Genomic DNA, 20,715 nt, shown 5'->3' on the forward strand with positions numbered 1-20,715 from the left:
AAGGACCATCTGCGACAAGTCTCTCATCCACATGCGCGATGCCCATGCCGGCAATGATGCCCGTCGATGATGCCCATGTCACAGATTGTCGGTTAATATGAGGAAAAAGGGAACGGATCGAGACATGCCGTCGAGGAAAGAGGCGGAGGGCGCATGACTGATAAGGGCGACCAGCGACCCGGCACGCCGATGCCGGATTTCGAGGCCCTGTCGCGCAACATGGCCCAGTTCGTGGAGGAGGCCGGCCGGGTGGCGGCCGCCTATCTCAAGCCATACGAGGAAGGCCGCGCAAAGGGCGGAGCCGCCGACGAGGTGGGCGACATCGTCAAGACGCTCGGCAATGTCGCCGAGAAGTGGATGTCCGATCCGCAGAAGGCGATCGAGGCCCAGTCCGCCCTCACCTCGCGCTTCCTCGACCTGTGGGCGTCGACCCTGAGGCGCATGCAGGGGGAACAGGCCGAGCCGGTCATCGCGCCCGATCCCAAGGACCGGCGCTTCGCCGACCCCGAATGGGAGGAGAACCCGCTCTTCGATTTCATCAAGCAGGCCTACCTCTTGACGACCGACTGGGCCGACCGACTCGCCGCCGATGCGGAGGGCCTCGACGACCACACGCGGCACAAGGCGCAGTTCTACGTGCGCCAGATCGCGAGCGCGCTCGCCCCGTCGAACTTCATCGCGACCAATCCGGAGCTCATCCGCACCACCTTGCGCGAGAGCGGCGCCAACCTTGTGCGCGGCATGCAGATGCTGGCCGAGGACGTGGAGGCCGGCGGCGGCCAGCTCAAGGTGCGCCAGTCGGACCCGCACCGGTTCGAGGTCGGCACCAACCTCGCCAACACGCCGGGCAAGGTCGTCTTCCGCAACGAGCTCATGGAGCTCATCCAGTACAGCCCGACGACCGAGAAGGTGCTGCGCCGGCCGCTTCTCATCGTGCCGCCGTGGATCAACAAGTACTACATCCTCGATCTCAACCCCGATAAGTCCTTCATCCGCTGGGCGGTGGCGCAGGGGCTCACCGTCTTCTGCATCTCCTGGGTCAACCCGAACGAGCAGCTGGCCGAGAAGAGCTTCGAGGACTACATGCGCGAGGGCATCTTCGCCGCCCTCGACGCCGTCGCCCGCAACACGGGCGAGGAGGAGGTCTCGGCCGTCGGCTATTGCGTCGGCGGCACCCTGCTCGCGGCGACGCTCGCCTTCATGGCGGCGAACGGCGACACGCGCATCGCGGGCGCCACCTTCCTGACCACCCAGGTGGACTTCACCCATGCCGGCGATCTCAAGGTCTTCGTCGACGAGGACCAGATCAAGGCCATCGAGCAGGAGATGGCCAAGCGCGGCTATCTCGAGGGCTCGCGCATGGCCACCGCCTTCAACATGCTGCGGCCGAACGACCTGATCTGGCCCTATATCGTCAACAACTACGTGCGCGGCGTCTCCCCGCTGCCGTTCGACCTGCTCTACTGGAACTCCGATTCCACGCGCATGCCGGCAGCCAACCACTCGTTCTACATGCGCGAGTGCTATCTGAGGAACAACCTTGCCAAGGGCCGGATGAACTTCGGCAACACGCGGCTGGAATTGTCGGACGTCACCATTCCGACCTATCACCTCGCCACGCGCGAGGACCACATCGCCCCTGCCCGGTCGGTCTTCCTCGGCTCGCAGCTCTTCGGCGGGCGCATCCGCTTCGTGCTTGCCGGCTCAGGCCACATCGCCGGTGTCGTCAATCCGCCGGCCAAGCCCAAGTACCAGCACTGGGTCAACGGCAAGCCGCGCGGCGAGCTCGACGACTGGCTGAAGGAGGCGCAGGAGGTGCCCGGCTCCTGGTGGCCGGACTGGATCGACTGGATCGCCGCCCAGAGCCCCGAACGGGTCAAGGCGCGCGACCCCGCCGAGGGGCCGCTCGAGCCCCTGTGCGACGCCCCCGGCACCTATGTGAAGATGCGGGACTGAGGCGGGACGCCGACGCGCAAAGGCCGGCGGTCGCCCGCCGGCCTTTCCTCTTGCCCGAGCTTCTTGCCCGAGCCGGCGACCGGCCCGGGCCTTCGCATGGGCAATCCGGGAAAAGCGATCAGTACTTGCGCACGATCGGCGCGGGGATCGGCTTGGCCGGCTCGTCCCAGCGGTACTTGAGCGCCACGGAGACGATATCGACCGACGGCTTGACCTCCGCGACGAAGGGCAGCGCCGCGAACTGCGGATTGCCCGGCACCAGGCGGATGTCCGTGTCCTTGACGAAGATATGCGTGTAGCCGATGTCGAACGACAGCTGCTCGTTCCACTGGTAGGTGGCGCCGATCGAGGCCCACAGGCGGTCGTTGTCCGGGATGCGCACGTCACGCGTGCGGTCGGTGATCGGCGAGAGCTCGTAGCCGAGGCCGGCCCTGAGGGCGAGCTGCTCCGTCATCTGGTATTCGGCGCCGACCGAGAAGAACCAGCCATCCCGGTAGCTGAAGGGGAGCGCCGTCACGGCGGCGCCGGTGATCGCGCTGGTGACGGGAACGATGTTGAGCCGGCTCCAGTTGGTCCACTCGACGCCCGCCATCACCTTCCACTGTGGCGACAGGCGCTGCGAAACGCCGAAGGTCAGCACTTCGGGCAGGTTCACGTTGGCCTTGATGGGGGCGACCGTGGTCGGCCCCAGCCGCATGTTGCCATCGAGCTGGTGGCGGATCGAGGATCGGAAGCCGAGGCCGATCTCGGTGCCCTCGAGCGGCGTGAGGGTGAGGCCGAGCGTATAGCCGACGCCATAGGCATCGCCCTCGAGGATGGCGGCCGGCGCCAGCGGCGACAGGCCGAGCGCGCGCTTCAACGTCACGTCGAGATACTGCACCTGCAGCCCGACACCGATCGACAGCCAGTCGGTGACCTTGTAGCCGATCGTCGGCGTGACGTTGATGGAGAAGGCCTTCGACGAACGCCCATAGGTCTGGCCGGCCCAGTTCTGGTCCGGCTTGGTGATGAAGCCGTAGGGCGAATTGATCGACACGCCGAGCCAGAGCCGGTCGTTGACCTGATAGCTCGCATAGGTCGCGGGCACGACGGCCGTCTGGCCGATATTGCCGGACCCGACGGGGGTGCCCCCGAGCGCGCCGACGAGGCCGAGGGTCGGCAGGTCCGGATTGATCTTCGCCTCGGGGAAGATCACCGACGCATGGCCCTCGAAGCGGAAGCCGGGGCTCATGGTGATCGTCGCCGGGTTCCAGAACATCGACGAGAGACCGGCAGAACCGGCCGCAACGCCGGAGAATGACATGCCCTGCCCGGTGGCGCTCTGCTCACGGATGGCGAACGAGCCGGCCTGCGCTTCGGCCGCAGCAACGATCAATGAAACTGAACAAATGGCCGTCCACGCAAGAAATTTCTGAGAATCCCTCATGGATGTTCCCCTGACCCATACGTCCCACGGAGGCGTCTGTTACTTGCGAGCGCCCTTGATTCGCATGCTGCCAAGGCCAACTTGGACAATCAATATAGTGACAAGCTCCCGGACAGTTTGTTTGCAAACTGACATTTCAGTGAGAGGCCCGGGAAAACCATGCCGAAATGCGCCGATTGCTGCAGCGCACAACACGAACTCGGCCGTCCCCGATATAGTTCACATGGAAACCATAATGGTTTTTCCGTCCGCCCACAGGTCCTTCTCGCCTGCGGAAAAAGCGTGCGGCTGGCGACTTTTCGCCCGATGTGACATTACCGCAACAAGCATCGGTTACGCGCCGCGCGCATCGGACCTGCACCGATCCGGCTTGCGATCGACGCCCGGGCGCAGCACACTCCGCCCCGCTTGAAACGTTTCAATTGGAGGATACCCCATGAAGTTGGTGCGCTACGGCAATCCGGGCGCGGAAAAGCCGGGCATCGTCGACGCCGAGGGCACGGTCCGCGACATCTCCGGCATCGTCCCCGACCTCGCCGGCAAGGCTCTCACCAAGGCCTCGCTGGCGCGCATCGCCGCCGTCGACCCGAAGACCCTTCCCGCCGTGCCGGCCGGCACGCGCCTCGGCCCCTGCGTCGGCAACGTGCGCAACTTCATCGCGGTGGGCCTCAACTATGCCGACCACGCGGCGGAGACGAACTCGCCGATCCCGAAGGAGCCGATCCTCTTCAACAAGGCCCCGTCCTGCATCGTCGGCCCAAATGACGACGTGATCGTGCCGCGCGGCTCGCAGAAGACCGACTGGGAGGTCGAGCTCGCCATCGTCATCGGCGAGGAGGCGTCCTACGTCGAGGAGAAGGACGCGCTCGACTACGTGGCCGGCTACTGCGTCTGCAACGACGTCTCGGAGCGCGAATACCAGATCGAGCGCGGTGGCCAGTGGGCCAAGGGCAAGGGCTGCCCCACCTTCGGTCCGCTCGGCCCCTGGCTCGTCACCACCGACGAGATCAAGGACGTGCAGAACCTTTCCATGTGGCTCGAGGTGAACGGCGAACGCGTGCAGGACGGCTCGACGAAGACCATGATCTTCGCCGTTCCCTTCCTCGTGTCCTACATCTCGCAATTCATGAAGCTCGAGCCGGGCGACGTCATCACCACCGGCACGCCTCCCGGCGTCGGCATGGGCATGAAGCCGCCGCGCTTCCTCAAGGGCGGCGAGGTCGTGGCGCTCGGCATCGAGGGCCTCGGCACGCAGAAGCAGCAGGTGCGGGCTTACGAGGGCTAAGGCAATCGGCAGTCGGCAGTCGGCAGTCGTGAGATGTGTCGACTGCCGATCTGCCGACGGCCTAGACTCCCAGCATCAGCCGGATGTTCTGCACCGCCGCGCCCGAGGCGCCCTTGCCGAGATTGTCGAGCCGGGCGACGAGCACCGCCTGCCGCCGCGCCTCGTTGGCATAGACCCTGAGCTCCAGCCGGTCGGTGTCGTTGAGCGCCTCGGGCTCGATCTTGCCGCCCGTGACGCTCGCATCGTCCTGCCGGGCCACCGAGACGAGCTCGCTCACCGCATAGCGCGTGGCGAGCACCGCCTGCAGGTCGGCTCCCGTCGGCCGCTCCGGCAGGGTGTCGAGGTGCAGCGGGATCGACACCAGCATGCCCTGGCGGAAGTTGCCGACCGAAGGCACGAAGATCGGCCGCCGCGAGAGGCCGCAATAGGCCTGCAGCTCCGGCAGGTGCTTGTGCTCGAGGCCGAGGCCGTAGAGCTCGAAGGACGGCGCCGTGCCCGCCTCGTAGGCCTCGATCATCGTGCGGCCGCCGCCGGAATAGCCGCTGACCGCATTGACGGTGACGGGATAGTCCGCCGGCACGAGCCCGGCGTCGACGAGCGGCCTCAGAAGCGCGATCGCCCCCGTCGGATAGCAGCCCGGATTGGACACCATGCGCGCCCCGGCGATCGCCGCGCGCTGGCCCGGCGTCATTTCGGCGAAGCCGTAGACCCAGCCCGGCGCCACCCGGTGGGCGGTGCTCGCATCGAGCACGCGCGGACCGGCCTCTCCCAAGGCCTCGACGAGCGCCACCGTCTCCTTGGCGGCCGCGTCTGGCAGGCAGAGCACGACGAGGTCGACGTCGGCGAGCAGCGCCTTCTTCGCCTCCACGTCCTTGCGCAGCTCCGGCGCGATGGACCTGAGCTCGACCTGCGGCAGCGCCGAGAGCCGCTCGCGGATGCCGAGGCCCGTGGTGCCGGCCTCGCCGTCGATGAAGACGCGCGGCGCCCGCGCACCCGCAGCCTTGGCCCGGGCGGGGTTGAGAAGCGAGGTGTCGTTCATGGACGGCTCCTGACGATTGTCCGGGCGACGGTTTTCGAGCGTTTGCCGGTGGTAACAGAAGATGGGGACGAAATTGCAACAAAAAAGCCGCGCTCCGGGCGCGGCTCCGATCACGACACGCGAGGTCGCGTCATCGCACGCGCGCAAGGGCGGCGCGGCGGCGTCGGTTCAGCGTGATGTGCGCGACGGTGATCATGGGGCACGCTTATCCGGGAAAGGGGCGCCGGTGTCAATGACGACCCGGCCAGTCTCTCCCGTTCGCGGGGAGGGTTATCGCACATCAAGGTCGAGGTCATGATCCTCCCCCGCATGGGGGAGGTGGCGCTGCGCAGCAGCGACGGAGGGGGCCGCGGGGCTCAGATTGGGAACACCGTCTCCGGTCTTGACCCCACCCGTCTCGGTCCTGCGGACCGATCCACCCTCCCCTGAAGGGGAGGGATCAACATCGCTCGTCCACATCAATTCCCCTTCCCTTGCAGGGAGGGGGTCGGGGCGGGGACGTGACGCAAGAACACGGCCTCCCGCATGCGGCACCACCCCCCACCCTATCCCTCCCCGCAAGGGGGAGGGAAAACATTCACCCCCGCGCCCGCTCGGCGAGGATCTGCAGGTAGTGCTGCACCACCGTCGCACCGGCGATCGCGGTGATGTCGGCATGGTCGTAGGGCGGCGCCACCTCGACGAGGTCCATGCCGCGCCAGTCGATGTCGCGCAGGCTCCACAGCACCATCAGCGCCTCGGCGCTCGAAAGGCCGCCGGCGACCGGGGTGCCCGTGCCGGGCGCGAAGGCGGGATCGAGCGCATCGATGTCGAACGACAGATACGCCGGCCCCTCGCCCACCCGCTCGCGGATGCGCTGGGCGATGCCGGCGACGCCGAGCCCGCGCGCCTCGTAGGCATCGACGATGGCGATGCCGAAATCATCCGGCGCCACGGTGCGGATGCCGATCTGGATGGAGCGCGAGCAGTCGATCAGCCCCTCCATCTCGGCGCGGGTGACGAAGGTGCCGTGCGAGACGCCCTCGCCATCGTCCTCCCAGGTGTCCTGGTGGGCGTCGAACTGCACCAGCGCCAGCGGCCCGTGCTCGGCCACATGGGCGCGCAGCAGCGGCAGCGTGATGGAATGATCGCCGCCGAGCGTCACGAGATGGCATCCGGCCGCGACGATCTCCGCCGCCTGCGCCTCGACGAGGCCGTGCACCTGGTCGAGCCGGCGATAGTCGAACGAGCAGTCGCCCCAGTCGATCACCGTGAGCGCCTCGAAGGGATCGAGCCCGGAGGGAAACTGCGGATCGCCGTCGAAGATCGCGGAGGCGCGGCGCAGCGCCTGCGGCCCGAAGCGCGCGCCCGGCCGGTTGGACGTGGCGCAATCGAACGGCACGCCCCACACGACGACATCCGCCGCCGACAGATCGCGGCTGTAGCGCCGGCGCATGAAGGACAGCGCCCCCGAATAGGTCGGCTCGAGCGAGCCGCCGTCGAGCGGACCGAGAAAGGCGTTGTCCGTCGGGCGCGGGCGGATCGAATCGTTGCGGCTCACGGCGTCTCCTCGCAGCATTTTGCCGAAGGATAGCCGGCACCCGCGCCGCATCAAGCGTGGGGCGGCGACACGCAGTGCCTCACATCGGCGCGAGACGCCATTGGCAGGCCCGCCCCGTCGAGCTATGGGCGGTGCGATGACGTGCGCACGCTCCCTCTCCCGCCGCTCCCTCATCGGCGGCCTCGCAGCCCTCGCCGCCCCTGCTCTGCCCGCCCGCGCCGCCCCCTCGCTCCGGCAGGGCGGCAGCCAGTTCGTCTGGCTGGAGCCGCGCCGGCAGATGCCGGCGCTCGCCCTGACCGATGTCCGGGGCCGCCGGCACACGCTCGCGCCGGACGGGCGCGTCCATCTCCTCAATTTCTGGGCGAGCTGGTGCCCGCCGTGCCGGGAGGAGATGCCGCGCCTCGAGGCCTTCGTGCGGACGATCGATGCGCAGCGCCTCAACGTCGCCGCCATCTCCTTCGACCGGGACGGCACAAGGGCCGTCGCGCCCTTCCTGAAGCGCCACGGCATCGAGAAGCTCCCCGTCTTCGTCGATCCCGAGGGGGACGTCGCCTATTCGGACGCCGGCAACCGCAAGGGCGCACCATTCGCCCTCTACGGCATGCCCATCACCTACCTCGTCGACCGCAACGGCGACATCGTCGGCTACATCTCCGGCGCGGTGGACTGGCTGCAGCCCGACGCCGAGGCCTTCCTCGCCGCCTTCATGGCCTGACCTGCGCCGCGCCTACACCGTCGGCAGCACCGTGAACCCATCCGCCGCGCCCCCGGGCGCGAGCGCGCTCCCCGTTTCGTCATAGCGCTCGATGGCCTCGACCCGCGCACCGAGCGGCCCCGCGCGGCAGGCCGCGAGCATCGCCTCCACGGCATCGGCCGGCCCGGCGAAGACCGCCTCGACGAAGCCCTCGCGCCGGTTGCGCACCCAGCCCGCAAGCCCCCGCGCCCCCGCCTCGCGCGCCGTCCAAGCCCGATAGCCGACGCCCTGCACGCGACCCTTGATAACGGCATGGACGATGACGCGGGAGGTCATGGCTCTCGGCTCGATCTCGTCTGCATCGTCACAGCGTAGCAGGCGCTCCTTGCGGCACCAATCCCGCCATCACCTCGCAGCGTAGGATTTTTTTCATTGACCGGCCAAATTTGTTCCCTATATGTTCCTATCGCCATCCAAACAGGAGTTGCTTCATGACCGCCACGTCCTTGAACGCTGCCGATTTCGGCCTCACGCCCGGCGCCTCCTCCGATCAGTCGAATATTCTGAACACAGCCATTGATGCAGCTGCCACGCAGCGGCTACCGCTGTTCATCCCGGCCGGCACCTATCGGATCACCGAAGCTGTGGTCGACAAGGCGGTCGAGATCTATGCCCAATCGGGCAGCGCGGCCTTCATCCCGGTCAGCGGGAGCGAGACCTGCCGCTTTGCCATCGCACCCGCATCCGGCCGCTCGCCGATGTAACGCTGCGAGGCCTGCGGATCGACGGCCAGCACGCACCATTTCCGAACGGATACGGCACTCCCGGCCTGATCAACGCAAGCAAGTGCGATCGCCTGCAGATCATTGATTGCCAGGTCGTCAACTCCGGTGCCAGTGGCCTCTTCCTCTGGCAATGCGGCGGACGCGTCCAAGGCTGTGAAGCCAACGGCAACGCTTCGCGCGGCATTTTCTCCGTCGATGCCACGGGGCTCAGCATTCTGTCCAACCGCCTCGACGGCAATCAGGACAATGGCATCGCCGTCTGGCGGTACAGCATCGGTCGGGACGGCACCATCGTGCGCGGCAATCGGATCCGCAACACCGGCAACGTCTCGGGCGGCACCGGTCAGTATGGGAACGGATTCTCATCCTACCGCGCCAACAATCTAATCGTCGCGGAAAACGAAATCACCTCCTCCGCTTTTTCCGCCATCCGGCTGAACAGCTGCAGCGCCAGCCAGGTGATCAACAACCAGTGCTTCGATGCACCGGAGGTCGCGATCTATGTCGAGGCACCGAACGGCTCCAGCAATCCCGCCATCGTCTATGACGGAGGCATCGTGTCGGGCAATATCGTCGATCTCTGCGGGGTCGGCATTTCCGTCACCAATGTGGATGCCGGCGGCCGCCGTGCCGTCGTCGCCAACAATCAGGTGACCCGGGCGCGCAACAACACGATTACCTATCCGGGCGGTTCATATCAGACCTATGGAAAAGGCATCGGCGGCCAAGGCGACGTACTGATCACCGGCAATATGGTCGAGGATGTGGAGGCCTTCGGAATCTCGGTGTTCCCGACCAACGTCAACAGCGGGAAGCTCGGCAACCAGAAGATCTTCGATTCGGTCACGGGCAATACGGTCAAGAAGTGCGGCGGTGGCATTGCACTGGTCAACAGCGATGCCAACCATGGACGCATTCTGGTCGGCGGCAATATCATCAACGATTACAAGACCGACGGCAGTGGTGTGTCCGGCGCCATCGTTCGGGCTACCTATAATGGCGCGACGGACAGCGTGCAGCGGGTTCCCGGTTCGCCGGATCTCGGAAATGACACGACGTCGAGCTTGAGCAACGTCGTCCTTTACCGCAACTACGCCTTCAACTGATGGACTTGCGCATGGGCTGCTCTGCAGCCCATGCGCCCCTCACGAAAACTCCAGAATCACCGCATCCACCGCGAGGCTGTCGCCCTCCTTGGCGTGGATCTTCGCGACGGTGCCGTCGCGCTCGGCCTTGAGCACGTTCTCCATCTTCATCGCCTCGACGATGGCGAGCGTCTCGCCGGCCTTGACCTCCTGGCCCTCGGCGACGGCGATGGCCTTGACGAGGCCGGGCATGGGGCAGAGCAGCTGCTTCGAGGTGTCGGCCGCCACCTTTTCCGGCATCAGGGCGGCAAGCTCGGCCTCGCGCCGGGTATAGACGCGCGCCTCCGTCGCCGTGCCCGCATGGGCGAGCGCCACGCCGTTGAGGATCGGCCGCACCTGCACCGCGATCGCCTTGCCGTCGACGCGGCCCTGCCACACCGGCTCGCCGGGGCGCCAGGACGAGGCGACGGCAACCGTGCGCCCGTCGGCGAAGGCGAGAACGAGAGCTCCGTCCCTGTCGTCGATGGTGAGCGGGACGGCCTCGCGGCCCAGCATCACCACCCGCTCGCGCTCGAACCTGACGGGCTTGGCCGAGCGCAGCTGGCCCGAGATGCGGCGCTTGCGCTCGTTGAACAGATGGTCAATGGCCGCCGCCACCGCCGCAAGATGGATGGCGACCTCCCCTTCCGGCTTCGGCATGGCGAAACCCTCGGGAAACTCCTCGGCGATGAAGCCTGTCGACAGGTGCCCCTCCTGCCAGCGCGGATGGGCCATCAGCGCCGAGAGGAAGGGGATGTTGTGGCGGATGCCGTCGATGGCGAAGGCATCGAGCGCCCGCTGCTGGGCCGCGATGGCGGCCGCGCGCGTCGGCGCGTGGGTGATCAGCTTGGCGATCATCGGGTCGTAGTAGATGGAGATCTCACCCCCCTCCACGACGCCCGTGTCGTTGCGCACCCGCGCCCCGTCCGCCTCGCCCTCGGCCGGCGGGCGATAGGTGACGAGCCGGCCCGTCGAGGGCAGGAAGCCGCGCGTCGGGTCCTCGGCATAGACGCGGCTCTCGACGGCCCAGCCGTCGAGCCGGATGTCTTCCTGCGAAAAGCGCAGCTTCTCGCCGGCGGCGATGCGGATCATCTCCTCGACGAGGTCGATGCCGGTGACCATCTCGGTCACCGGATGCTCCACCTGCAGGCGGGTGTTCATCTCGAGGAAGTAGAAGGAGCGGTCCTGGCCCGCCACGAACTCGACCGTGCCGGCCGAGTCGTAGTTCACCGCCTTGGCGAGCGCCACCGCCTGCTCGCCCATCCTGCGGCGCGTCGCCTCGTCGAGCAGCGGCGAGGGCGCCTCCTCGATGACCTTCTGGTTGCGGCGCTGGATGGAGCACTCGCGCTCGCCGAGATAGACCACGTTGCCGTGCTTGTCGCCGATGACCTGGATCTCGACATGGCGCGGATCGGTGATGAATTTCTCCACGAACACCCGGTCGTCGCCGAAGGAGGATGCCGCCTCCGAGCGGGCGCGGGCGAAGCCCTCCGCCACCTCGGCCGCCGAATAGGCGATGCGCATGCCCTTGCCGCCGCCGCCCGCCGAGGCCTTGATCATGACCGGATAGCCGATGTCGTCGGCGATCCTCACCGCCTCCTCCGGGCTCTCGATGACGCCGAGAAAGCCCGGCACGGTCGAGACCTCGGCGGCATTGGCGAATTTCTTCGATTCGATCTTGTCGCCCATGGCCTCGATGGCCTTGGGGTTGGGCCCGATGAAGGTGATGCCGGCGCTTGCCAGCGCCTCGGCGAAGGCCGCCCGCTCGGACAGGAAGCCGTAGCCCGGATGCACCGCCTCCGCCCCGGTCTGCCGGCAGGCCTCGACGATCTTCTCGATGACGAGATAGGACTGGGCGGCGGGCGCCGGCCCGACGAAGACGGCCTCGTCCGCCATCTCCACATGCAGCGCGTCCCTGTCCGCTTCGGAGAACACCGCCACCGTCCCGATGCCCATGCGACGCGCCGTCTTGATGACCCGGCAGGCGATCTCGCCGCGATTGGCAATCAGGATCTTCGAGAACATGGACGCTCCCCTGGTGACCGTTTCCCCTCTCCGCTTCTAGACGAGAGCGCCGGGGGCGACAATTGCGGCGAAAGACGGATGCTCATCCGGGCATTTGTGCAGAGGCGGCAAGCAGCCCGGCGGCGAGCGCGGCAAGCGCGAGAAGGGACACGAGGCTGAAGCGCCCGGCATAGGCCCTCCCGCCCAGCATCGCGGCATAGACGCATTTGGCGATCGTGTTGCTGCCGACGGCGATGGCAATCGCGATCGCCCCCGCGCCGAGGGCGAGCCGGTCGGGCACGAGGCTGGAGACGCCGAGCGACACCGCATCGACGTCGGCAAGGCCCGAGACGGCGGCGACGGCATAGACGCCGACGGCGCCGAGATGCTCGGCCGCCAGGTCGCCCACCACGCGCACGAAGGCGAGTAGCGCGGCGAGCTTCAGCACCTCGCCGAGCTCGAACGGGTTGCCGCCCTCGGGGGCGGCCGATTGCGCCGGCGCCCCCTCCCGACGGGCGAGCAGCCAGGCGCCGGCGACGAGCACGGCCGCTCCGAGCCCGAGGCCCGGCACCAGCAGCCGGCCGAGTTCAGGCGCGACCGCCGTGACGATGACGGCCGTGCGGATGAAGGACACCGCCCCCGCCGCGAGCGCGCCGGCGGCGAGCGGCAGCGCCGCCTCCCCCGCCCGGGCGAGCCGGGCATTGGCGAGCGTCACCGCCGTGGAGGACACGAGCCCGCCGGTCGCGCCGGCGACGAGCCGGCCGCGTTCCGCGCCGAAGAGCTGCACCGCGACATAGCCCAGAAAGGACACGCCGGCGAGGATGATGGCGAGCAGCCAGACCCGCGCCGGGTTGAGCCCCATGAGCTGCGGCAACGGCTCGTCCGGGATGAGCGGTAGCGCGACGAAGGTCATGACGGCGAGCACGATGGCGGAGCGAAGCTCGCTCCAGCGCATGCGCCGCAGCAGCGCGTGCAGCACCTCGCGGCTGGCGAGAAGCGCCGTCATGACGACGGCCGCGGCCCCGGCGAAGGCGGGGTCGCCGAGGACGGCGAGTGCCCCGAGCACGAAGGTCGCCTGCCCGGCGACGACGCCCGTGACGCTGAAATTGGCGTCGGCCTCGGCCTCGCGGCGCTTGAACGTGATGAGCGCGACCGACAGGACGGCGAGCGCGGCGACGAGGACGATCGCCGCCACCGGCGCGTTCTGCGGCGCCAGCGCCTGCGCCATGATCGCCGTGATGCCGCCGAAGAAGCCGAACAGCGCGAAGGTGCGCACGCCCGCGGTGCGACTGCCGGCCGGCGCGTCACGCTCGCGCCAGTGGCGCTCGATTCCGACAAGAAGGCCCACGGCGAGGGACACCGCGAGCCTGTAGAAGAGATCGGTGAGGTCCATGCGCAGACTGCGTCATTGCGCGCATGGATTGTAAAGGAAAATGATGCGCACGCTGCCGTTCAGGCCGCGGCGAAGCGGCGCGGCATGGCCTTCGCCGGCTCGCCCGCGGCCCGGCGCAGGCGGTTGCCCTGGCCGCGCAGCAGGAAGGCGAGCAGAACCTCGTCCACCTGCTGGGCCTCGCGCACGACCTCCATGCCGATGCGCAGGGCGTTGACCGTCGGCCCGCCGCCGGCGCCGAGAGAGGTGACCAGCCAGTGCGCATCCTCGCCGCGCACGATGCCGGTGGGACGCTCGCCCCACACGACGAAATCCACCACCATCGCCACGAGGCAATCGGCGAAGGATGCATCCTGATCCTTCACCGCGCGGTCGAGCGCGATCAGCACATCGGCTTCTTCGCGGAATGCAATGCCATCCGGCAAGATCTCACGCTGAAGATGCGTCACGTCCTTCGCGGTAATGCGCTGACGGTCGAGGATCTCGTCGACGAAACGGAAGAAGTTCTTGTTGAGCATTGTTTGACGCCTCCCCGGCATTCTTTGCGCCGGTGTGATTGCTTCCTGTCACGAACGATCCTGCGCCCAACCACTCGCCAAGTTCTTAACGGCCAATCGTGAATCTTTGTTCAGGTTAAGCGTTGTTGACGGCCCGTGGTTGACGGAAAATCACCGTCATCGGTGCAACTGTCGCCATCATGCCGAGGTTCCCGGCTTGCAGCGGTGCAAGAGGCATTTGCGCGGCTAGGGATTTGCGCTGCCGTCGCCATCTGGCAGCAAGAGCGGCAACAGCAGCCAGGGAGCAGAGCCATGGCACGTTCGGCAGGCATCCACCACGTCACCGCGATCGCGAGCGACCCGCGGCGCAACCTCGACTTCTACACCCGCGTTCTCGGGCTGCGCTTCGTCAAGAAGACGGTGAATTTCGACGATCCCAGCACCTACCACTTCTATTTCGGCGACGAGGAGGGCAACCCCGGCACCATCCTCACCTTCTTCCCGTGGTCGCACGTGGCGCCGGGACGGCCGGGCGTCGGCCAGACGCTGGAAACCGCCTTCCTCATCCCCGAGGAAGCCCTCGGCTTCTGGACGGAGCGGCTCATCACCCTCGGCGTCACGCACGAGGCACCCACGAGGCGCTTCGACCGCACGGTCCTGCCGTTCCGGGATCCCGACGGCATGCGCCTGGCGCTCGTCGCGACGCCTGGCCTCGTCGGATCGAAGGCCTGGACGACGGCCGACATCCCGGCCGAGGTCGCCATCCGCGGCTTCGCGGGCGTGACTCTGCTCGTCGACCGGCCGGAGCCGACGGCGGCGGTCTTGACCGAGGTCTTCGGCTTCGTGGAAGCCGGCCGCACGGAGAACCTCGTCCGCTACCGGGGCGAGGCCGAGGTCGGCGGCTATGTGGACCTGCGCATCGCCGGCGGCTTCCTGCCCGGCACTATGGGCGCCGGCTCGGTGCACCATGTCGCCTTCCGGGCCGCGGACGACGCGGACCAGGCGGCGATGGCGAAGGCGCTGCGCGAGAAGCTCGGCATCGCCGCGACGGAGCAGAAGGAGCGCAACTATTTCCGCTCCGTCTATTTCCGCGAGCCCGGCGGCGTCATCTTCGAGATCGCCACCGACGATCCGGGCTTTGCCATCGACGAGAGCCTCGAGGCGCTCGGCACCTCCCTCAAGCTGCCGCCCTCCTACGAGAAGGACCGGGAGCGGATCGAGGCCGTCCTGCCGGCGCTCGACTGAGCCGGACCATCAACCCCGTGAGCCGTGCCCGCCCTCGCGCGGGCACGGCAGGGACAATTGCGATGAGCGACTTCATCCATCACTACGAAGCCGGCGGCACTGAGCGCCCGCCGCTCCTCCTGCTGCACGGCACCGGCGGCGACGAACATGACCTCGTGCCGCTCGGCCGCACGCTCGTCCCCGGGGCGGCGCTCCTGTCGCCACGCGGCAAGGTGCTGGAGAACGGCATGCCGCGCTTCTTCCGCCGCTTCGGCGAGGGGCGGTTCGACGTCGAGGACATCAAGCTCCGGGCGGCCGAACTCGCCGCCTTTGTCGAGGAGGCGCGCGAGCGCTACGGCATCGCGCAGCCGCTCGCGGTGGGCTTCTCCAACGGCGCCAACATCGCCGCGGCGATGCTGCTGCTCGCGCCGGAGGCGCTCGCCGGGGCCGTCCTCTTGAGGGTCATGACGCCGCTGGTGCCGGATGTGCTGCCGGACCTTGCCGGCAAACCCGTGCTGATGCTGTCGGGGTCGGCCGATCCGATCGTCCCGGCCGACGATGCGGCGTGGCTCGCCGGCCTGCTGCGCGAGGCGGGCGCGACGGTGCAGCATGAGGTGCTACCGGCCGGGCACGGCCTGACGCAGGCGGACATCAATCTCTCCGCACGCTGGCTGGCCGAGGCCGGTTGAAGAACATCCCGGAGGACAGGGAAGGCCCGAAGCGCGGATCGCCCCGCTCCGGGCCTTGCCTTTCGTGCCCCCCGTCCGTCGCCCGCAGCCGCGCATCCCCTGCAAGGCTCGCCCGGCAGCCCTGATCCGCGCCCGCTTGCCAAGCGACAAGGAGGGACGGAGTGTGTGGCGGCCGGCCCTGACGGCCGGGCGCTCCACCGAGGGGGAAGAAGAATTGGCACAGGTTGCGGCACGCAGGTCGCCAGCGCGCGACGATGCACTCGACAGGGCGCTCCGGCTTCTCGAAACACTGCCGCTGGTCGACGGCCACAACGACCTGCCGTGGGTGATTCGCGAGGACACCCGGGCCCGCGGCGACGTCATCGCCTATGACCTGACGCGCGAGCATCAGGACGGCGACACCGACATCCCCCGCCTCCTCGCCGGCCGCGTCAGCGCCCAGTTCTGGGCCGCCTTCATCCCGACCTATGTGGCCCACCCCGGCCGCACCACGCTGGAGCAGATCGACGTCATCCTGCGCTTGCAGGAGGCACATCCCGACGTCTTCATGCCTGCGACGAAGGCGAGCGACATCGCGAGGGCCAAGAAGCTCGGCAAGATCGCCTCCTTCATCGCCGTGGAGGGCGGCGTCGGCCTCGAGAACAGCCTGGCGCCGCTGCGCGTCTGGCACGCCGCCGGCGCGCGGCTGATGACGCTCTGCCACAACGAGACGCTGGACTGGGTCGATTCCGCCACGGATGCGCCGCGCCACGGCGGCCTCACCGCCTTCGGCCACGCCGTCGTGCGGGAGCTCAACCGCCTCGGCATGATCGTCGACTGCGCCCATGTCTCGCACAACGTCATGCGCCAGGTGCTCGACGTCTCGCGCGCGCCGGTGGTCTTCTCCCACTCGAATGCCTTCGCCTTGTGCGACCACCCGCGCAACGTGCCCGACGACGTGCTCGCCCGCGTCAAGGGCAACGGCGGCATCGTCATGGCGACCTTCGTGCCGGACTTCATCGGCCAGCAGTCGCGCGACTGGATGCGCCCGCTCAAGGACGAATTCGGCAAGAGCCGCCATGACATCGACATGGCGGCGGCGGTTGCGGCCCGCGCGCGCGAGGCGGGCCCGTGGCCGCGCGGCACGCTCGAGCAGCTCTGCGATCACATCGAATATATCGCCGGCAAGGCCGGCCTCCGGCACGTGGGCATCGGCTCCGACTTCTTCGGCGGCCCGACGCCGCCGGGCCTGGAGGACGCGAGCCGGTTCCCGCACCTCCTCGCCGAGCTCATCCGCCGCGGCTGGTCCGACGACGCCATCGCCGGCATCGCCTCGCGCAACTTCCTGCGCGTCTTCCGCACTGTCGAGCGCATCGGGCGCGAATTGCGCAAGAGCGAGAAGCCGGCACTGGGTACGGTGGAGGAGATCGACAGGCGATAGGCGCTACGCCCCGAGGTAACCGTTTCGCGCGAACCGTTTCCGCCCGTCATGGCCGGGCTTGTCCCGGCCATCCACGCCTTTTCAGCCGAGCGCGAGCGTCGCGGCGTGGATGCCCGCGACAAGCGCGGGCATGACGACGGGAACTGTACGATCCCCTCACAACGGAATGTTGTCGTGCTTGCGCCAGGGCTGCTCCGCCTTCTTGGCGCGCAGCATGGCGAAGGCGCGGGCCACGCGCCGGCGCGTCGAGTGCGGCATGATCACCTCGTCGATATAGCCGCGCTCCGCGGCGACGAAGGGTGACATGAAGCGGTCCTCGTATTGCTTCGTGCGCGCCGCGATCTTCTCCGCATCGCCGATGTCCTGCCGGAAGATGATCTCGACCGCACCCTTGGCCCCCATCACCGCGATCTGCGCCGTCGGCCAGGCGTAGTTCACGTCCCCGCCCACATGCTTCGAGGCCATGACGTCATAGGCGCCGCCGAAGGCCTTGCGCGTGATGACGGTGACGAGCGGCACGGTCGCCTCGGAATAGGCATAGAGCAGCTTCGCCCCGTGCTTGATGAGCCCGCCGTATTCCTGCGCCGTGCCGGGCAGGAAGCCGGGCACGTCGACAAGGGTCAGGATCGGGATCTCGAAGGCGTCGCAGAAGCGCACGAACCGCGCCGCCTTGCGCGAGGCATCCGCGTCGAGCACGCCGGCGAGCACCATCGGCTGGTTGGCCACGACGCCGACGGTGCGCCCCTCGAGCCGGATGAATCCGGTGATGATGTTCCTGGCGTAAGCCTCTTGGATCTCGAAGAAATCGCCCTCGTCCGCAATCTTCAGGACGAGTTCCTTCATGTCGTAGGGCTTGTTCGGGTTGTCCGGCACGAGCGTGTCGAGCGACATCTCCACCCGGTCCGCCTCGTCCTCGGTCGGCCATTCCGGCACGCCCTCGGTGTTGTTGGCGGGCAGGAAGTCCATCAGCCTGCGGATCTGCAAGAGCGCCTCGACGTCGTTGTCCCAGGCCCCGTCGGCGACGGAGGACTTCGTCGTGTGCACCTTGGCGCCGCCGAGCTCCTCCGACGTGACCGTCTCGTTGGTCACGGTCTTCACCACGTCCGGCCCGGTCACGAACATGTAGCTCGTGTCGCGCACCATGAAGATGAAGTCGGTCATCGCCGGGGAATAGACGTCGCCGCCGGCGCAGGGACCCATGATCACCGAGATCTGCGGGATGACGCCCGAGGCGACCACGTTGCGCTTGAAGACCTCGCCATAGCCGCCGAGCGCCGCGACCCCCTCCTGGATGCGGGCGCCGCCGGCATCGAACAGGCCGATGACCGGCGCGCGCATCTTCACCGCCATGTCCTGGATCTTGGTGATCTTCTGCGCGTGCGTCTCGGAGAGCGAGCCGCCGAAGACGGTGAAGTCCTTGGCGAAGACGAAGACGGTGCGGCCGTTGATGGTGCCCCAGCCGGTGACGACGCCGTCGCCCGGGAACTTCGTCCCCTCCATGCCGAAGTCGACGCAGCGGTGCTCGACGAACATGTCGAACTCCTCGAACGAGCCCGTGTCGAGCAGCAGGGCGATGCGCTCGCGCGCCGTGAGCTTGCCGCGCGCATGCTGGGCGGCGATGCGCTTCTCGCCGCCGCCGAGGCGCGCCCCGGCGCGCCGTTCTTCGAGCCTCTCGAGGATGTCCTTCATGCGCCTCCCCCACGGTCGGTTCCTTGTCGCCTGCGTGATTAGCACGCCGGCAAAGCCGCAGGAACCGATACGGTAGGCGGATAAGTGCAAGGCCGCTTAGGCGAGAGGCTCGGGACGTCCGAAGCACCGGCGCGGGGACGGCCGAACCTTCCTCTCCCCGCCGATGGCGGCATTATCGCAGAAGAACCCGGTACCTTGATCCTCCCCCGCATGGGGGAGGTGGCGCTGCGCAGCAGCGACGGAGGGGGCCGCGGGGCTCAGATTGCAAGCCCCGCTCCCAGCCTTGACCCCACCCGTCTCGGTCCTGTGGACCGATCCACCCTCCCCTGAAGGGGAGGGATCAGCTCGCCCTGACGTGGGTGAGGGCTGCCATGCGGGATTTCAGTGGATCGCCTCGAGCATACGCGCCGCCGCGGCGAAGTCGCGCCAGCGCACGGCCCGGCGGGCGAGCGCCTCCTCGTCCTCACCCCAGATCTCCATCTGCACCTCTTCGTCGAGATGCGCGGCCCGCCAGCCCGCCTCCGCCGTCAGGTGACCGCGGGCGACGGCGAGCGCAATGACGGCGGAGCCGCTGAGCGTCGTCAGCACATGGAGCGCGGCGAGCGCCAGGGGAATGTCGAACCGGGCCACCGCGGCGGCCGTGGCGGAAAGCGATGCCTCGGGCTGGGCCACGAACATCACCCCCTCGACGAGCACGAAGCGCGCGCCGAGCGCTTCCCGCGCCCAGGCGAGGATCGGGTCCCAGATCTCCCTTTGGCGCGCGACGAGCCGCTCCGGCCCCTCGGCGCGGTAGCACAGGAGGTCCGAGCCGGCATATTTGACGACATCGGCCGCCACCGCCGCCATCTCGCGCGCCACGCCGTCGATGGCGGAATTGGCGAGCCGCGTCAGCGGCATCGTCGCGGGGTCGATCTGCTCGCCCTGCGCCGCCCATTCGGCCGCCACGGCTTCGCCGGCCGCCCGCGTCGGCAGCGCCAGGAGCGCCCTGCCGGGCGTGCGGGCCGGACGCCCGTCGAGCACGAGGACGAAACCCTCCGCGCGCCCCTCCACCGCCGCCTCCTTGTAGAAGCGGCGCGGCAGGTTCGCCTTCATCGACTGCTGGGCCACCCGCATCGGGTCGCGCACGGTCTCGCCGTCCTTGGGAAACCAGTCGCTGGTCAGTTCGTCACGCATGATGCGTCCTTAACACGAAGAAGCCGGCGCGGCGACGCGGAAGCGATTCCACGCCAATGACTTGCAGGCAAAAGCGGAATCTGCGACCGAGCCGCCGGTCACACCGCCGCGCCGAAGGCCCGGGCTGAATCAGAATGGGCAAGAACGGCCGCAAGTTCTTCAATCGACTCCACAATCACCTGCGCCCCCGCCTCCCGCAGGGCATCGACCCGGCAATAGCCCCAAGCGACGCCGACGGCGCGGCAACCGGCGGCCCGCGCCATCTGCATGTCATAGGTGCTGTCGCCGATCATCACGGTTTCGGCCGGCGCGGCACCCACCTCCCCCATCGCCTGTTCGAGCATGGCGGGATGGGGTTTTGATGGCGCATCGTCCGCCGTCTGCACGCTGGCGAAGAACCTGTGCCAGCCGTGGGCGTCGAACAGCCGGCGCACGCCGCGCTGCGACTTGCCCGTGGCGATGCCGAGGAGATGATCCTGCCGCCCCGCAAGGTCGCGCACCAGCGCATCGGCCCCGGCAAAGAGCGGTGAGGCGAGCGCCGGCTCGGCGAGAAGCCGCGGGAAGGTCAACCGATAGGTCGCCTCCAGCGCCGTATGCGGCCCGTCCGGCCCGGCAAGCGCGCGAAAGGTCTCGGCGAGCGACAGGCCGACGGCCGAGAGCACCTGCTCCCGGCTCGGCGCCGGCAGGCCATGCGCGGCAAAGGTCGCCTCCTGCGCGGCCACGAGCAGGTTCTGGCTGTCGACCAGCGTGCCGTCGATGTCGAAGACGAGGAAGCGCACG

The 20,715-nt window shown here is 68.3% G+C and carries 18 protein-coding genes; 8 read left to right on the plus strand and 10 right to left on the minus strand.

What is annotated here, in order from left to right; all coding sequences use genetic code 11:
• Positions 1 to 153: 153 nt before the first annotated feature.
• The gene (locus tag AL346_RS00330) at positions 154 to 1,956 is read left to right on the plus strand and encodes an alpha/beta hydrolase (protein WP_019402976.1); all 1,803 of its coding nucleotides are present in this window, start codon (positions 154 to 156) and stop codon (positions 1,954 to 1,956) included.
• 118 nt (positions 1,957 to 2,074) lie between these two features.
• Here the strand turns inward: AL346_RS00330 and AL346_RS00335 are convergent, their stop codons facing one another.
• The gene (locus AL346_RS00335) at positions 2,075 to 3,382 is read right to left on the minus strand and encodes an OmpP1/FadL family transporter (RefSeq protein ID WP_026015275.1); all 1,308 of its coding nucleotides are present in this window, start codon (positions 3,380 to 3,382) and stop codon (positions 2,075 to 2,077) included.
• Positions 3,383 to 3,818: 436 nt separating this feature from the next.
• Here AL346_RS00335 and AL346_RS00340 point away from each other — a divergent pair, with 436 nt between their 5' ends.
• Positions 3,819 to 4,667: a fumarylacetoacetate hydrolase family protein gene (locus tag AL346_RS00340; protein WP_053193106.1), complete on the plus strand. Its 849-nt coding sequence runs from the start codon at positions 3,819 to 3,821 to the stop codon at positions 4,665 to 4,667.
• 61 nt (positions 4,668 to 4,728) lie between these two features.
• Here the strand turns inward: AL346_RS00340 and argC are convergent, their stop codons facing one another.
• Positions 4,729 to 5,706 (minus strand): N-acetyl-gamma-glutamyl-phosphate reductase, encoded by a 978-nt coding sequence (argC, locus tag AL346_RS00345; protein ID WP_019402973.1) that lies wholly within the window; start codon positions 5,704 to 5,706, stop codon positions 4,729 to 4,731.
• Between the two features lie 577 nt (positions 5,707 to 6,283).
• On the minus strand, positions 6,284 to 7,246 hold the full coding sequence (speB, locus tag AL346_RS00350; protein WP_019400955.1) for an agmatinase: 963 nt from the start codon (positions 7,244 to 7,246) through the stop codon (positions 6,284 to 6,286).
• A 136-nt stretch (positions 7,247 to 7,382) separates the two neighbouring features.
• On the opposite strand from speB, the gene AL346_RS00355 reads away from it, so the two are divergent.
• Positions 7,383 to 7,961: a TlpA disulfide reductase family protein gene (locus tag AL346_RS00355; RefSeq protein ID WP_157672214.1), complete on the plus strand. Its 579-nt coding sequence runs from the start codon at positions 7,383 to 7,385 to the stop codon at positions 7,959 to 7,961.
• A gap of 12 nt (positions 7,962 to 7,973) precedes the next feature.
• On the opposite strand, the gene AL346_RS00360 is transcribed toward AL346_RS00355, so the two are convergent.
• Positions 7,974 to 8,276 carry an acylphosphatase gene (locus tag AL346_RS00360; protein WP_019400957.1) on the minus strand — a complete coding sequence of 101 codons (303 nt, stop codon included), beginning with the start codon at positions 8,274 to 8,276 and terminating at the stop codon, positions 7,974 to 7,976.
• Positions 8,277 to 8,431: 155 nt separating this feature from the next.
• Here AL346_RS00360 and AL346_RS00365 point away from each other — a divergent pair, with 155 nt between their 5' ends.
• Together AL346_RS00365 and AL346_RS00370 are read left to right on the plus strand one after the other, a co-directional pair.
• The gene (locus tag AL346_RS00365) at positions 8,432 to 8,704 is read left to right on the plus strand and encodes a glycosyl hydrolase family 28-related protein (RefSeq protein WP_019400958.1); all 273 of its coding nucleotides are present in this window, start codon (positions 8,432 to 8,434) and stop codon (positions 8,702 to 8,704) included.
• A 17-nt stretch (positions 8,705 to 8,721) separates the two neighbouring features.
• A complete protein-coding gene (locus AL346_RS00370; protein ID WP_245258848.1) occupies positions 8,722 to 9,831 on the plus strand; it encodes a TIGR03808 family TAT-translocated repetitive protein in 1,110 nt (369 codons plus the stop codon).
• Positions 9,832 to 9,870: 39 nt separating this feature from the next.
• Here AL346_RS00370 and AL346_RS00375 read toward each other — a convergent pair whose 3' ends face one another.
• The 3 genes from AL346_RS00375 to AL346_RS00385 all read right to left on the minus strand — a co-directional run bounded on the left by AL346_RS00375 (position 9,871) and on the right by AL346_RS00385 (position 13,761).
• Complete coding sequence (locus tag AL346_RS00375; RefSeq protein ID WP_053193108.1) at positions 9,871 to 11,874, minus strand: acetyl/propionyl/methylcrotonyl-CoA carboxylase subunit alpha; 2,004 nt, start codon at positions 11,872 to 11,874, stop codon at positions 9,871 to 9,873.
• Positions 11,875 to 11,956: 82 nt separating this feature from the next.
• Positions 11,957 to 13,246 carry a DUF4010 domain-containing protein gene (locus AL346_RS00380; RefSeq protein WP_053193111.1) on the minus strand — a complete coding sequence of 430 codons (1,290 nt, stop codon included), beginning with the start codon at positions 13,244 to 13,246 and terminating at the stop codon, positions 11,957 to 11,959.
• A 59-nt stretch (positions 13,247 to 13,305) separates the two neighbouring features.
• Complete coding sequence (locus AL346_RS00385) at positions 13,306 to 13,761, minus strand: hypothetical protein (RefSeq protein WP_019400962.1); 456 nt, start codon at positions 13,759 to 13,761, stop codon at positions 13,306 to 13,308.
• A 291-nt stretch (positions 13,762 to 14,052) separates the two neighbouring features.
• Here AL346_RS00385 and AL346_RS00390 point away from each other — a divergent pair, with 291 nt between their 5' ends.
• From AL346_RS00390 to AL346_RS00400, 3 genes are all read left to right on the plus strand, one after another.
• Positions 14,053 to 14,985: a ring-cleaving dioxygenase gene (locus AL346_RS00390; protein ID WP_019400963.1), complete on the plus strand. Its 933-nt coding sequence runs from the start codon at positions 14,053 to 14,055 to the stop codon at positions 14,983 to 14,985.
• Between the two features lie 62 nt (positions 14,986 to 15,047).
• The gene (locus tag AL346_RS00395) at positions 15,048 to 15,653 is read left to right on the plus strand and encodes an alpha/beta hydrolase (protein WP_019400964.1); all 606 of its coding nucleotides are present in this window, start codon (positions 15,048 to 15,050) and stop codon (positions 15,651 to 15,653) included.
• 163 nt (positions 15,654 to 15,816) lie between these two features.
• On the plus strand, positions 15,817 to 17,073 hold the full coding sequence (locus AL346_RS00400) for a dipeptidase (protein ID WP_019400965.1): 1,257 nt from the start codon (positions 15,817 to 15,819) through the stop codon (positions 17,071 to 17,073).
• A 156-nt stretch (positions 17,074 to 17,229) separates the two neighbouring features.
• Here the strand turns inward: AL346_RS00400 and AL346_RS00405 are convergent, their stop codons facing one another.
• The 3 genes from AL346_RS00405 to AL346_RS00415 form a co-directional block, all read right to left on the minus strand.
• Positions 17,230 to 18,762 (minus strand): acyl-CoA carboxylase subunit beta, encoded by a 1,533-nt coding sequence (locus tag AL346_RS00405; protein WP_019401744.1) that lies wholly within the window; start codon positions 18,760 to 18,762, stop codon positions 17,230 to 17,232.
• Positions 18,763 to 19,143: 381 nt separating this feature from the next.
• Positions 19,144 to 19,935: an ATP12 family chaperone protein gene (locus AL346_RS00410; protein WP_019403793.1), complete on the minus strand. Its 792-nt coding sequence runs from the start codon at positions 19,933 to 19,935 to the stop codon at positions 19,144 to 19,146.
• 98 nt (positions 19,936 to 20,033) lie between these two features.
• The gene (locus AL346_RS00415) at positions 20,034 to 20,714 is read right to left on the minus strand and encodes an HAD-IA family hydrolase (protein ID WP_019403794.1); all 681 of its coding nucleotides are present in this window, start codon (positions 20,712 to 20,714) and stop codon (positions 20,034 to 20,036) included.
• Position 20,715: the final 1 nt, after the last annotated feature.

It is taken from the genome of Chelatococcus sp. CO-6, from assembly GCF_001271345.1.
Taxonomy (GTDB): Bacteria; Pseudomonadota; Alphaproteobacteria; order Rhizobiales; family Beijerinckiaceae; genus Chelatococcus_A; species Chelatococcus_A caeni.

Bases quoted from the DNA above. Each gene is read 5' to 3' on its own strand.
- AL346_RS00330 (WP_019402976.1), top strand. From the start codon at position 154: ATGACTGATAAGGGCGACCAGCGACCCGGCACGCCGATGCCGGATTTC.
- AL346_RS00335 (WP_026015275.1), bottom strand. From the start codon at position 3,382: ATGAGGGATTCTCAGAAATTTCTTGCGTGGACGGCCATTTGTTCAGTT.
- AL346_RS00340 (WP_053193106.1), top strand. From the start codon at position 3,819: ATGAAGTTGGTGCGCTACGGCAATCCGGGCGCGGAAAAGCCGGGCATC.
- argC (WP_019402973.1), bottom strand. From the start codon at position 5,706: ATGAACGACACCTCGCTTCTCAACCCCGCCCGGGCCAAGGCTGCGGGT.
- AL346_RS00355 (WP_157672214.1), top strand. From the start codon at position 7,383: ATGACGTGCGCACGCTCCCTCTCCCGCCGCTCCCTCATCGGCGGCCTC.
- AL346_RS00360 (WP_019400957.1), bottom strand. From the start codon at position 8,276: ATGACCTCCCGCGTCATCGTCCATGCCGTTATCAAGGGTCGCGTGCAG.
- AL346_RS00365 (WP_019400958.1), top strand. From the start codon at position 8,432: ATGACCGCCACGTCCTTGAACGCTGCCGATTTCGGCCTCACGCCCGGC.
- AL346_RS00375 (WP_053193108.1), bottom strand. From the start codon at position 11,874: ATGTTCTCGAAGATCCTGATTGCCAATCGCGGCGAGATCGCCTGCCGG.
- AL346_RS00380 (WP_053193111.1), bottom strand. From the start codon at position 13,246: ATGGACCTCACCGATCTCTTCTACAGGCTCGCGGTGTCCCTCGCCGTG.
- AL346_RS00385 (WP_019400962.1), bottom strand. From the start codon at position 13,761: ATGCTCAACAAGAACTTCTTCCGTTTCGTCGACGAGATCCTCGACCGT.
- AL346_RS00390 (WP_019400963.1), top strand. From the start codon at position 14,053: ATGGCACGTTCGGCAGGCATCCACCACGTCACCGCGATCGCGAGCGAC.
- AL346_RS00395 (WP_019400964.1), top strand. From the start codon at position 15,048: ATGAGCGACTTCATCCATCACTACGAAGCCGGCGGCACTGAGCGCCCG.
- AL346_RS00405 (WP_019401744.1), bottom strand. From the start codon at position 18,762: ATGAAGGACATCCTCGAGAGGCTCGAAGAACGGCGCGCCGGGGCGCGC.
- AL346_RS00410 (WP_019403793.1), bottom strand. From the start codon at position 19,935: ATGCGTGACGAACTGACCAGCGACTGGTTTCCCAAGGACGGCGAGACC.